The organism is Deltaproteobacteria bacterium, from assembly GCA_013151915.1.
Taxonomy (GTDB): Bacteria; BMS3Abin14; BMS3Abin14; order BMS3Abin14; family BMS3Abin14; genus BMS3ABIN14.
The window spans coordinates 120,195-132,870 of sequence record JAADHJ010000006.1 but is presented as its reverse complement, the minus strand read 5'-3'; the positions used below and the strand labels follow the sequence as shown (position 1 = coordinate 132,870).

Annotated in this window: 12 protein-coding genes and 1 pseudogene; 9 read left to right on the top strand and 4 right to left on the bottom strand. The window is 54.2% G+C overall.

The genetic code is table 11. From position 1 onward, the window contains the following. The first annotated feature begins 250 nt into the window (after positions 1–250). From GXP52_01610 to merA, 7 genes are all read left to right on the top strand, one after another. Positions 251–937: a metalloregulator ArsR/SmtB family transcription factor gene (locus GXP52_01610; GenBank protein ID NOY85982.1), complete on the top strand. Its 687-nt coding sequence runs from the start codon at positions 251–253 to the stop codon at positions 935–937. Positions 938–995: 58 nt separating this feature from the next. Beyond that, complete coding sequence (locus GXP52_01605) at positions 996–1,607, top strand: methyltransferase domain-containing protein (protein NOY85981.1); 612 nt, start codon at positions 996–998, stop codon at positions 1,605–1,607. A 277-nt stretch (positions 1,608–1,884) separates the two neighbouring features. Continuing rightward, complete coding sequence (locus tag GXP52_01600) at positions 1,885–2,349, top strand: MerR family DNA-binding protein (protein NOY85980.1); 465 nt, start codon at positions 1,885–1,887, stop codon at positions 2,347–2,349. Between the two features lie 3 nt (positions 2,350–2,352). After that, positions 2,353–2,622 carry a hypothetical protein gene (locus GXP52_01595; protein ID NOY85979.1) on the top strand — a complete coding sequence of 90 codons (270 nt, stop codon included), beginning with the start codon at positions 2,353–2,355 and terminating at the stop codon, positions 2,620–2,622. A gap of 19 nt (positions 2,623–2,641) precedes the next feature. Beyond that, complete coding sequence (locus GXP52_01590) at positions 2,642–2,983, top strand: hypothetical protein (GenBank protein ID NOY85978.1); 342 nt, start codon at positions 2,642–2,644, stop codon at positions 2,981–2,983. Between the two features lie 349 nt (positions 2,984–3,332). After that, positions 3,333–3,509: a heavy-metal-associated domain-containing protein gene (locus tag GXP52_01585; GenBank protein ID NOY85977.1), complete on the top strand. Its 177-nt coding sequence runs from the start codon at positions 3,333–3,335 to the stop codon at positions 3,507–3,509. Between the two features lie 56 nt (positions 3,510–3,565). Next, a complete protein-coding gene (merA, locus tag GXP52_01580) occupies positions 3,566–4,969 on the top strand; it encodes a mercury(II) reductase (protein NOY85976.1) in 1,404 nt (467 codons plus the stop codon). Positions 4,970–5,146: 177 nt separating this feature from the next. On the opposite strand, the gene GXP52_01575 is transcribed toward merA, so the two are convergent. Next, positions 5,147–6,448, bottom strand: a complete 1,302-nt coding sequence (locus GXP52_01575) for an acetamidase (protein NOY85975.1) — start codon at positions 6,446–6,448, stop codon at positions 5,147–5,149. Positions 6,449–7,009: 561 nt separating this feature from the next. Between GXP52_01575 and GXP52_01570 the strand changes: the two genes are divergently transcribed. Continuing rightward, positions 7,010–7,414: a hypothetical protein gene (locus GXP52_01570; GenBank protein ID NOY85974.1), complete on the top strand. Its 405-nt coding sequence runs from the start codon at positions 7,010–7,012 to the stop codon at positions 7,412–7,414. Positions 7,415–7,530: 116 nt separating this feature from the next. On the opposite strand, the gene GXP52_01565 is transcribed toward GXP52_01570, so the two are convergent. Both GXP52_01565 and GXP52_01560 read right to left on the bottom strand, forming a co-directional pair. Then, the gene (locus tag GXP52_01565; GenBank protein ID NOY85973.1) at positions 7,531–8,172 is read right to left on the bottom strand and encodes an isoprenylcysteine carboxylmethyltransferase family protein; all 642 of its coding nucleotides are present in this window, start codon (positions 8,170–8,172) and stop codon (positions 7,531–7,533) included. Between the two features lie 43 nt (positions 8,173–8,215). Then, on the bottom strand, positions 8,216–8,947 hold the full coding sequence (locus GXP52_01560; GenBank protein ID NOY85972.1) for a hypothetical protein: 732 nt from the start codon (positions 8,945–8,947) through the stop codon (positions 8,216–8,218). A 270-nt stretch (positions 8,948–9,217) separates the two neighbouring features. Between GXP52_01560 and GXP52_01555 the strand changes: the two are divergent. After that, positions 9,218–11,706, top strand: a pseudogene (locus tag GXP52_01555) (NAD-dependent epimerase/dehydratase family protein). 12 nt (positions 11,707–11,718) lie between these two features. Here GXP52_01555 and larE read toward each other — a convergent pair. Beyond that, on the bottom strand, positions 11,719–12,564 hold the full coding sequence (gene larE / locus GXP52_01550) for an ATP-dependent sacrificial sulfur transferase LarE (protein NOY85971.1): 846 nt from the start codon (positions 12,562–12,564) through the stop codon (positions 11,719–11,721). Positions 12,565–12,676 lie beyond the last annotated feature (112 nt).

Here is a 12,676-nt window from a genome sequence, read left to right as displayed (position 1 = left end):
TTAAACCCTGTTTTTAAACCCCGTGGGGCAGCCTTTAAGCGGCTGCACTGTGGTGAAATAATTTACCTTTTCGCGGTGTGCCTCCAGTGAGTCACGCCATCGGCGTGACGAACGGATGGTGAAAGAACGGGGTTTGAAGTATGAGCCTGTTTGAGGATCGATCCGAAAATCCCCCTGAGTTTGACACAATCCCGAACATACTCTATTATTCAACAAATCAATTGAATATGCAAACAAGGAATGGTGAATCATGGTCTCTAAACGAAAATTCAAGGATTCTATTTATGAACAGCTTGCTCGTATCGGCAAGGCTGTTTCAAGCCCGAAACGACTGGAGCTGTTGGACTTGCTCTGCCAGAGCGACCGCACGGTGGAGTATCTCTCATCGGAAACCGGGATGACCGTGGCCAACACATCCCGGCATCTCCATGTTCTGAGCGCCGCTCGGTTGGTCGAGGGTGAAAGAGAAGGTCAATATGTCAGGTACCGCCTACCCGACATGGCAGTCTGCGACTTCTATCTGAATATGCGTATGCTGGCAGAGAGACGACTTGCTGAAGTCCAGCAGATCACGAGTCAGTTTCTTGAAGATCGCGGAGCCCTGGAGGCTATCGACAGGGAATCGTTGCTGAAACGCGTTCGGGCAGGTGAGGTGATGGTCCTGGACGTACGCCCGGCAGAGGAGTACAGCGCAGGTCATATTACCGGTGCGATCTCTATTCCACTCAAGGAACTGGCGGAGCGCCTCTCTGAACTGCCAAAGGATCAGGAGATCGCAGCCTACTGCAGGGGTCCATACTGCGTCCTGGCCGTGGAGGCTGTAGAGATGCTAAGAACAAATGGATTCCATGCGGTGCGTCTGGAAGATGGGGTCCAGGATTGGCTCGCCCATGGGTTCTCTGTGGAAGTGCGGAAACGTCGGTGTGCCAAAGGCTAGATCACCGGTGAGGAGTTCGAACGGATGAAGAAAGATATCCGGAACTGAAGGCGATGTGATGTCTACAATAAAACTTACCATTGGTGACAGAAGAGAGATCGAAAGAAGCATCCGGAAAAAATACAACCGGGTCGCCCGGAGTCCGGAGGGTTCCTTTAAATATCCCACAGGACGGGCCGGGATGAAGGGCCTCAATTACCCTCCCGAGGTGATGGACGCCCTTCCCGAATCCGTGGCGTCATCCTACTGCGGCGTCGGGAACCCATTCTCCCTGGGACAGATCCATGAAGGCGAGTCTGTCCTTGACATCGGCTGCGGCGGCGGCGTCGACACCATGGCGGCCGGGATCATGGCCGGTCCCGGCGGAAACGCCGTCGGTATTGACGTGACTCCCGAGATGGTGGACCGGGCGAAAGCCAACCTTGCACACACCGGATTGACCAACGTGTCGTTTGAATCGGTCTCCGCTGAGGATCTTCCCTTTGAGGACTCGTCGTTCGACGTAGTGATCTCCAACGGGGCCCTGAATCTGGTGGTTGACAAGCTCCGTGCGTATTCGGGCATCTTTCGGGTCCTGAAACCGGGCGGCCGTCTGATGATGGTCGACCAGGTCCTGACGGGAGAGCTGCCGGAAGACAGGGAAGCCATGGTGAAGAGCTGGTTCAAGTGAGAGGGCGGAGCCGTACCGGGAGAGGCTCTCCTGGCGATGCTCGAAGAGGCCGGCTTCATCGACGCCGAACTGTCGGACGAGACAGGCTATAACAGCTCCCCGAAGACAAAAGGTGTCCAGATCGGGGCTATAAAACCCTCCTGATCCGCTCCTTGGCCAAATCCTTCGGGGTCCGGCACCAATCTTTCCTGCACCGATAAATTCAGATCTGCCCTTGACTCTGTAGTATACTTCAGGGTGTATCCTGATAATGAAGTCAGGGTTGAAGGAGCAGCAGATGAAGTTTATGACAACAGGAAAAGTGTCCAAACAGACGGGTGTTGGGGTGGAAACGGTTCGTTTCTATGAGAAGAGTGGGTTGATCGACAAGCCGCCGCGGACTGAATCGGGTTACAGGCAATATCCGGCAAGTACCGTTATCAGAATCCGGTTCATCAAACGCGCCAAGGAACTGGGTTTTACACTCAGAGAGATAAAGGAGCTGCTCAATCTCAGGCTGGATCCAATGACCACCTGCGATGACGTCAGACAGGTGGCGGAGGAAAAGTTACGAAATGTCCGGGCAAAGATCCAATCCCTGCAGGGGATAGAAAAGGGTCTCAGCGAGCTGATTGGCGTCTGTGCCGTTGGCGGGCCGGATGGAGAATGTCCTATCCTGGAGGCTTTGGGACCGGATTGGCATCCTTCAGAGCAGATTCGGGACAGGATAATGCCGAAAAGCACAAAAAATGTGGAGGTATGAGAGATGACTGAAAAAAGAGAAGTTGAGATCTTCAGTGCCGGATGTCCGGCCTGTGATGAGGTGATTAGTCTGGTCCAGGAGATGGAATGTCCTTCCTGCGATGTTTCCATTCTGGATATGAATGAACCAGAGGTGGCAAAGAGGGCCGGGGCCCTCGGTATCCGTTCGGTGCCGGCCATCGTTGTTGATGGACAATTGGCAGGTTGCTGCCGGAGAGGAGGGCCGTCAAGAGACGAACTAAAGGCGGCGGGAATCGGACAGTCCATAAGATGAACACCATGAAGGAGCAAAGATGGCCCTGAGAAAGGAAAACCTATCCAGTTTCGGGTCCATTGTGACAGCCCTGCTGGCGGCGTCCTGCTGCATAGGGCCTGTTATCTTTATCATCTTCGGGACATCCGTTGGGTTTCTGAGCAAACTCATGGTGTTGGAACCGTACAGGCCATATATGCTGGGCGCGGCTTTCCTCATGCTCGGATACTCGTTCTGGAAGCTATACTTAAAAAAGGTGGACTGTAACTGTGAAGCGGATTTTCGCACAAGGAGGATCTCCAGGATGATCTTCTGGACGGCGGCGGTCGCCATGATTATCTCGGCTTCCTATGTGGAAGTCGTCGCCTGGTTTACAGGGTAGCGGGGTAATGTGGGGTAAAATCCGGTTCACGCAAAGCTCGCAAAGCAAATTTTTCAGGGGGTTAGAGAGATTTTATTCTCAAACAAAAAAAACAATCGGCATTCTTTGCGTCCTTGGCGACTTGAGTGAGTCACGCCGTCGGCGTGACGAACGGGCGTGAGGAAAGATCTGGTCTCATGTTAAGATAACCAATGAGGAAAATCTCATGTACAAAAATGGATTTTTAGCTGTTGCGGTTTTGGCAATTGTGCTCGCTTTTTCCCTGGTAATACCCCATCCGGCCCATGCCTCGGATCAAAACGTCACGCTCCGGATCGAGGGCATGACGTGAGGCCTCTGCGCCATTGCGGTGAAACGGTCCCTGGCAGGGGTCGAAGGCGTAAAAGAAGTGGATGTTTCGTTAAAGGAAAGAAAGGCGTGGTTGACCGTGGATGAGAGTGTTGCCGACGAGGTTCTGGAAAAGGCCGTCGAGGAAAGCGGGTTCAAGGGAAAGGTCATCCGGAGAGAGCCGGCCGCGGGAAGTTAGAATCCGGGGGTCCGGGTCGAGCGCGATATCCTCATTGTCGGAAAGAGAGGGTTGAAATGGACAAGTATGATCTGGTCATTATCGGCGGCGGGGCCGGCGGCTTCGGGGCTGCCATAAAGGCCAATGATCTTGGTGCCGGGACGGCCATGATCAACACGGGACTACCCCTGGGAGGGACCTGTGTGAACGTCGGTTGCGTCCCCTCCAAGGCGCTGCTGTATGCCGGAGAGGTCCTCCATGCAGTGGATCATCATGGCGTCCCCGGGATAGGGCTGTCCAGAGATACGTTCGATTTCCCCACCGTGGTCCGGGCCGAACTGGATATGGTGGAAGAAATGCGCGGTGAAAAGTACGAGCATGTACTCAAAGGGCTTGAGAACATCACGTTTCTTGATGGAAAGGGGAAATTCGTCTCGCCCAATCAGGTTGAGGTCAACGGAAATATTGTCGAGGGGGAGAAGTTCCTCGTCGCCACCGGGTCCACAGCCAGGGTTCCTGACATCGAGGGGATTGAAGACACAGGCTTCCTGACCCATATCGAGGCCCTGAAGTTAAGGCGCCTACCAAAGGACATGATCGTGATCGGCGCCGGGGCGGTGGGCCTGGAGTTTTCCCAGATGTACTCCAGGTTCGGAACCCGGGTGACCCTGCTCAGGCGTTCAAGGTCGATATACAGGGGAACGGAGCCGGAGCTGGCGGTCAGGCTCCGTGAACTCCTCGAAGGCGAAGGGATCTCCATCACCCTGGGTGTCGAATACCGGAAGGCGTGGGTGAAAAACGGCAGGAAACACCTTTCCTATCTTTCAGGCGGCAAGGAAGTGGTCGTGAGCGGTGACGAGATCCTGCTGGCGGCTGGAAAGGATCCGAACACAAACGGCCTTGCCCTCGACATTGCCGGTGTAAAGACCAATGGAAAGGGGGCTATTACCGTCAACGGGTTCATGCAGACTTCGCAGCCCCATATCTTCGCCGCCGGTGACGTCGTGGATCTGCCGCGGCGCCTCGAGACCACCGCCGGCCGCGAGGGGACGCTGGGCGCCCAAAACGCCCTGAGCGGGACGGAACACGGCATAGACTATGACACTGTCCCATACACGGTATTCACCGACCCGCAGCTTTCAGGCGTCGGCCTCACGGAGGAAGAGCTGATGGAACGTGAAGGCATCTGCTCCTGCAGGACCGTTTCTTTCGAAAAAATCCCCAAGGCCATCATCACGGGACGCACCGAGGGGTTGATCAGGATGGTGATAAACCCGAAGACGAGGCGAATCCGCGGCGTACACTTCCTGTCGAATCAGTCTTCGGAGTTGGCTTCCGTGGCCATGACGCTGATCAGGAACAAAAACACCATCGACGACGTCATCGAGTCCATGCCCGTGTTCCCGAGCATGGCCGAATCTATAAAACTCGCAGCCGTCTCGTTCACCCGGGACATCTCGGGTATCTCGTGCTGCGTATAAAATTGGTTCCTCCGGTTAATGCGTACCTTATTGAGTTAAGGAGCGGCTCACCGCTACAAGGCACGTTATGGAAGGATACGGAGGACACCTGAAATCTTTGGTTAAGGAACAGCTTGCCGCAGGCGTGACGAACGGGTGGTGAGATAAGGAGTTTAGTGCCCCTCCGGCTCTTCTCCCCTAACCAATTCCATATTGCTCACTTACAAAGGGAAGGAGACCGGCGCTTTTCAAATTCTCCAGTGGCGCCAGGAAGGTAACCTGAACAACTCCCGGTAGACGGCCGATTTCAATAGCTCCGGTAATTGTGGCGCGGTTCTTCACTTCCGGAACGCTCATCCCTAAGATATCGGCAGCTCGCTGCAACCCGTTTTCCGTAGCCTTATTTAAATCAGCTCCCGTTCCAACGACAGAGATAGGAGCGGATTTCTCCAGTCTTGGAAGGTCCCATTGTTTTGCCAGTATTTCGGCTTTTGCTCCTTCCTCGGAGTTAAAAGGCATAGCCAGGTAAGGGAGATCTTCGACAAGGGGAAAAAGTACCGGTCCCCGAAGCTCCCGTCCCTTCACCACCTCGACCTGCACCGTCACGACCCCGGACACATCCATAGTGTGTCCGGCAATTTCTCCGTCTCCCTGGAGCGCGTGCATGTCGCCCATATATACGCCTGCGCCAGGCACCTTCACAGGAGCCACCAGTATCGCTCCGGGCCGGACCGCGTCGATATCCATGTGTCCGTCGGTGCGCAGTTCGAGTTGCTCATCGGTAATTGCATAATCATGGGGCGCACCAATAAGAAACACCCCGAAATCGCCGGCATTGTGAGAATCCGGCATTTTCACGGCAGGGGTTGTTCCGAGCTGACCCATGAAGGGTCTCATCCGGGATATGACTCCGCTGAGGTCGTGAGGAGCAAAGAGCAGGGCTGAGTGCTGCGTGCAATTTCCCGAAAGCTGGGCGTAATTCCTGGCATTGCGGGCAATTCGCTCCGCTGTTTCTTTATCCACGGTCACCCCGAGAGATCTCTCCTCGTTGAAAACGACAGTATAGCCATTCTCGAACTGAAAGGCCGTTATTACGGTGCCGCAATTGGAACAGCGTACTGCATTTTGGCCGATTCCCTCTATCGTTGTCTCAGGATGCATGGTATCGCACCCGGGACATTTCTTAGCCACATATGGATCACCAAGGAAATGTCCATCAACCATACGATCCTGCCCGGAGGCTGTGGCGGCGGATGTGACTTTTATCTCCCGGATTCTGATGGCGAGAGCATCCCCCGGTTCTGCATTTTCCACATAAACCGGCCGAGTTACCTCATGACCACCCCTGAGGTGAGGGGTTATCATCGGCCCCCAACAACCAGGCATTGTGTTTGCCTCAATGGTACCACCATCCTTTACCGGACCTAGCATCGGCTCGTCGGGGTCCAGAATGCCGTTTGTGTAAGTTGAAACGACGACTTTTTCATTATTGCCTGCCATTTCTCTACCTCCTTACTATCGTTTTTCGGCAAATCTGAGTGTAGATAAACCGCCGGTTTCCCTTCGTCAATAAGTAGCTAAGGGTATTTTAGGGGAACCGGGTCGGGAAGGTCAAGTTCAAAAGGTGGTGAAAGAATAGGGTCATCCTGGAAATGCGTACCCGGATGAAGACCATATCCCACCATTCGTCATCGCGAGCTGAAACTATGCGAAGCGATCCCGTGGGCGACCGAAGGGCACCGTGACGATCTTTTCAGCTCCGCATGAGATTGCCGCGTCACTCTCGTCTTACTCGATGCTCCTCGCAATGACAGCAAAATAATAAAGGTACGCATTAACCGGATGAACCCAAACAATTATGATACTTGCAGTCCCATACCGTATGGCTTAAACTTCTTACATCGTTAAACGAAAGTCTCCTCTCCTGAAAGCTTTGAGCGGTTCACAAACGGGAGGCTTTCATCTACGCCCGGTATGGTCAAACTCCTTGGGTCCCACGGCAGAGCCGGGGGGGCTGAGTTTGCCGGGGCGATTCGAATAGGAACCAAGGAGGAAAGGGGAGTGGAAATGATCCACGACTACGATCCTGAGATCGAACCTGAATCAGAGATGTGGCTTAAAGCTGATGAGCCCGAGCGGGTGAACGCGGTGCTTCAGTACTGCGAGGCCGGCGAGGCGAACCTGCCGAATGTTCTTCTTCATGCCCAGATCCATGCGATGGTGGAAACCCAGACGGCAATGGGCGACGAGATTCCCGTGGCTGGGACGCTCCGGCGCCTGGTGGCTGACGGCCTTTCCCGCCACGAGGCCATCCATGCGGTTGGTTGGGTGCTCTCCCGGCACGGGTTCGATGTCATGAAAGGGCACACTGCGGGCGCTGATCCCAATTCACGGTACTTTGAAGATCTCAGGAAATTCACGGCGGCTCAGTGGCACGCGGAAAGTTCCCCTGAGTCCGGTAAGTGAAAATGACATTTTTCGTTATTCCGTGGAGTAAAAAGCCATGGATGGACTTTTTGCGAAGTCATCAACGCTGAATGTTAAACATTAGGTTTAAGGCCATAATAATTTGTTTTTACTGATTATTTTGCTGTCAAGAGACCAAGCTTAAGACGAGGAATAAAGGCCGGTACATTTTTCTTATAGTCGATATATTCCGGTCCGTATACTTCCTCGACATCGTGTTCTTCCCTCATGGCGAGCCTGTAATACATCACTATAAGAAAGGGGAACAGGAACAGGGTAATTAGTGTCGGCCATTGGATTAAAAAACCTATGGCAACCAGGATGATCCCGCTGTATTGGGGATGACGCATTCTGGAATAGATTCCCGTTGTTACGAGTTTGCCATCCGAATGATAAACCTGGCTCCACCCTTTGGTGATCCATATCACGCCAAAAACAATGACAACGTTACTCACGATCATCACTAATGCCCAGCCGTAAGCTATCTTGATTCCCAAAAAGGTGAGGAGATAAGCGGACAGGTGACCATATGAGTGTGTCAAAGGGATCTTGAGTCCGAACTGTGTTGATAATATATAGATAGTAAGCGGGAAACCATACATTTCGGCAAAAAGAGCGATGATAAAGGTGTACAACACACCGCCGCTGCGTTTTTCGAATTTAGTTTTTATAGGGATGTACCTGGTTATAAAGAAAAGGGCTACAATGATCATTCCCACAACCAGGGGCCATTTCCCATATGCGTAGTTCTGGCTCATATCCTGTTCCCCCATCTATTTGGTATACGTTCGAGCTTATGAATCATGAGTCTTTGTTGTTTGGTGAATGTGTCCCCCGGTGAGCGGGTATTATTTTCTGCCACGAGAGGTGTTCATACAAACTGGACCACATCAGGCCGAAGGTGAAAGCAAAAAGGTATTCTTCTATCGGGATTCCCAACACTATAATCCCCGAAAGGGCATCAAGTGTCCAGTATCTTTCAACGTAGGTCGGAAACGCCAGATCCAGAAGCTGGAAAAACAGAAAATAGAGAACCAGGAAGATTCCTCCGCCCACCCAGATCTTGCCCTTGAGGTCCGGCCGGCACCACAGAGACGCCATCGCTCCTACGATCATGGCCAGGATGCCGGGGTAGATGGCGTTCCAGGAAGTGGTCAGCGCTAGCAGAATGAAGACGATGACCGGGCTTATCAGTGCGAGCAGATGGAACCGGTGGTGAGGGTTGTGTCTTTCGTCCTTGTGCATCGGGACATGCCGCGTCGGCACCACCATCTCATAAAGGACCGTCGCGATACCTCCTATCGAAAAGCAGAAAATAAGGCTCTCGATATCGAACCCGGTTCTCTGGGCCAGGCCGAACAGGGTCGGGGGGTTCCAGTATGCCGGCACGAACAGCGGCTCGGTGAGCCCCAGGGGGGCTGTGAACAGACTCATTCGCAGCATCTGCTTCCTCGTTGAAGGCCTCGTAAAATATACAACGCCCCAAAAGGAAAGGAAACTCAGCGACCAGATAAGCCATGCGAACTTTTCCATTGTCTGACTCCATCAAGGCGGAAAAACCTGAATGTACCAAACTGATATTGTCGTAAGACCCCTTAGAAACTACAGATCCCCGCGTATATGCTCCAAGGTATAATAAACTATGGTATGATATCAACATTAGGGAATTCGTGCCAACGAAGAGTCGTCCGTCTCACAATCCGCCGGCGCGTTGCGCGTTGATGGTGGGGGCAAGGCATACGTCGGGATTCCGGTGAACATGTCGGCATGACAAAACGTTAAGCCTGATTTGGAGGGACTGTAATGAAGCCAGGCAGCGGTATCATCCTTGTCACGGGTTCCAACGGATCAATCGGCGATGCCGTGATGCGTCGGTTTACCGGTAAATTCGAACATGTCATCGGTTTCGACCGCAAGGCTCTCGCTCCGCCGCCACCCGATTGCGTGTACGTTCCGGTCGAGATCACATCAGACGACAATGTGCTGGAAGGTCTTCGCATCATCCGTGAACACCACGGGGAGCATGTCGCATCAGTGATTCATCTCGCGGCGTACTACGATTTCATGGGTAAGCCGAGCCCCCTGTATGATGAGATCACCGTTCGCGGTACCGGCCGCCTTCTGCGCGGGCTCAAGGAGGTGGGCCTCAAGGTCGAGCAGTTCGTTTTTTCCAGCACCATGCTGGTACACAAACCCGCGGAGCCGGGTTTGTTCATAACAGAAGACTGGCCGATTGAACCGACCTGGGCGTACCCGGAGTCAAAGGTTCGCACTGAGCAACTCCTCCTGGCGGAGCATGGCGACATTCCTGTCGTTTTGCTTCGTATCTCGGGTGTCTACGATGATTTCTGTAACTCGATACCATTGGCGCACCAGATCCAGCGTATCCACGAGCAGCAGCTCTCCGGCCATCTGTACTCGGGCGAGATCGCGCATGGTCAGGCCTTTATGCACAAGGATGATCTGGTGGACGCCATTGAACGCGTCGTGGAGCGTCGCGCCCAACTGCCGCCGGAAATACCGCTGCTGCTCGGAGAGCCGGAAACTCTAAGTTACGACGAGCTGCAGCATACCATTGCCAGGATTCTTCACGGCCGGTCGTGGGAGACCCACGAGGTCCCGGCGCCGCTGGCGAAGGCAGGCGCCTGGCTGGAGAACCAGATCCCCGGCCGGAAGCCGTTCATCAAGCCGTGGATGATCGACCGGGCCAACGACCATTATGCCCTCGACATCACTCGTGCGCGCACCCTCCTTGACTGGGAACCGAAACATTCGCTTCGTGCGGTCCTGCCGAAAATGCTGGCGGCATTGAAGCAGGACCCGTTAGGCTGGTATCGGCAGAACAACCTCGACCCTCCAGAGGGCCTCAAAGAACGGAACGATGGTTTATGAGATCGGAACACGAACACACCTTGAAGCACGGTGAACATAATATGGATTCCATGGACAGCCACGGAAACATGACGGATATGACGCTGAACATGCGCCGCCGGTGGTTATGGACCAACTTTACTATCGTGGGACTTGGTTTCTGGCTGATCACCAGCCCGTTTACCTTCGGCTATGTGAAACCGGCAATGATCTGGAGCGATGTGGTCAGTGGCCTGTTGCTTGCCTTGTTTGCCCTGTTGGCGATGTTCCCGCAATTTGATTCCTGGGGGCGCTGGAGTGTTGCCCTGGTGGGGATATGGCTTCAGTTCGCACCCCTTGTATTCTGGACCAAAAGCCCGGCTGCGTTTGCGAACGACACCTTGATCGGCACGTTAGCCATTGCGTTTTCAGTCCTCGTGCCCTCGATGCCCGGCATGGCGCATCATATGGAGATGGCCAAATCAGGCCCGGAAATTCCACCAGGCTGGAGCTACAATCCATCAACCTGGCATCAGCGTGCGCCGATGATCGTCATCGCGTTTGCCGGCTGGTTGATTTCCCGTTATCTCGCGGCATTCCAGTTGGGTTTTATCCCCACGATCTGGGAACCGCTTTTTGGACAGGGCACTGTGAACGTGTTGACTTCAGACGTGTCGCGGAAATTTCCTATCTCCGATGCCGGACTTGGCGCGGTGGCCTATACCCTGGAGATGCTCATGGCCTGGATGGGCGGCAAGACGCGCTGGCGTTCCATGCCGTGGATGGTGACAGGCTTTTTCATCCTCGTCGTGCCGCTCGGCGTCACGAGCATCGTGCTGGTGATCCTGCAGCCGGTTGTTGTGGGTTACTGGTGCACGTTATGTCTGATAACCGCATTGCTCATGCTCCTGATGATCCCGTTCACCGTGGATGAGCTGGTCGCGATGGGGCAGTTTCTCAAGCAGAGCGTGCGTGAAGGAAATTCTCTGTGGCGGACATTCTGGATCGGGGGGACGCTGAACCTGGAGAACACGGACGAAAGAACGCCATTGTACGGGACCCCCGTTAAAGAGCACTTTCCCGCAATGTCCTGGGGAGTCACGATGCCATGGACGCTGCTTCTCAGCGCGGCCTTCGGCCTATGGCTCATGCTTTCGCCTGTGGTGCTTGGCACGATGGGTAGAGCAGCGGTCAGCAACAATATTTTTGGCGCGCTCATTGTAACTGTCGCAGTGATAGCCATGGCTGAAATTATCAGGGCCGGCCGTTTTATCAATGTTTTATTCAGTGCGTGGGTCATCGCTTCACCCTGGCTGCTTGCAGGGGCCGGCACCAGCACAATATTGAACAATACAATCGTCGGCGTTCTGCTGATCTTGCTGTGCATTCCTCGCGGTACCATTAAGGAAAAGTATGGGACGTGGGATCGGCTGATAGTGTGATTAAGCGGAAGTTCATCTCTTCTCGTTCATTGACTGAACAGTCAACGTGTCGTTCATGCTCCCCTGTCGATAGCCCTCAAGGTCTACCGTTACGTAAGTAAACCCGAGCTCACGAAAGCGCCCAACGAGGTCCTCCTGTTTCAGAAGGACCTCGATGTCCCCCGGTTCGACCTCGATGCGTGCAAGGTTTCCGTGGTGACGGACACGGTATTGTCGGATACCGAGAGATCGAAGGTACTCCTCCGCAAGGGCCACCCGGGACAGCTTCTCCTCTGTTATCTCCTCATGGTAGGGGAAGCGGCTGGCGAGGCAGGCGAAGGCGGGTTTGTTCCAGGTGGGAATCCCGAGTTCCTTCGACAGGGTTCGAACCTCTTCTTTGTTCAGTCTCGCCTGGATGAGGGGTGAAACCACGTTCTGCTCTTCTGCGGCCTTCCGGCCGGGTCGGTAGTCGGCAATGTCGCTTACTGTAGACCCGTCCGCCACGTGTCTGAGGCCCTCCTCGTCGGCGATCATGCGCATGGTGGCAAACAGCTCCGATTTGCAATAATAGCATCGCTCCGGAGGATTGTGGCGGAAGTTGGGGATCGCCAGTTCTGAGGTTTCCATGACGCGGTGGCGAAACCCGAACCCCTCGGCCATGGACACCGCTTCTTCGCCTTCACGCTTCGGATAGGTCTCCGAGCGGGCTGTGACCGCCAAGGCCCTGTTCCCCAGCTCATCGGCGGCGACCCACATAAGAAAGGTGCTGTCGACCCCTCCGGAATAGGCGACGACGACTGATCCCAGCTTCCTGAGGATCTCCCGCAGATGAGCCAGTTTTGCACCGGGTACTGCTGCAGTTTTCAAAGTTTTTCCCATCAGCTTCTCCGTCTCGATGCCGCCGGTGCCTATGCCGGATACAAGGATATCAACCGTTCCGATATGTGTCCAGGAATAGTCTTTCAGCACAAGGGGATGAAAAAACTCCTTT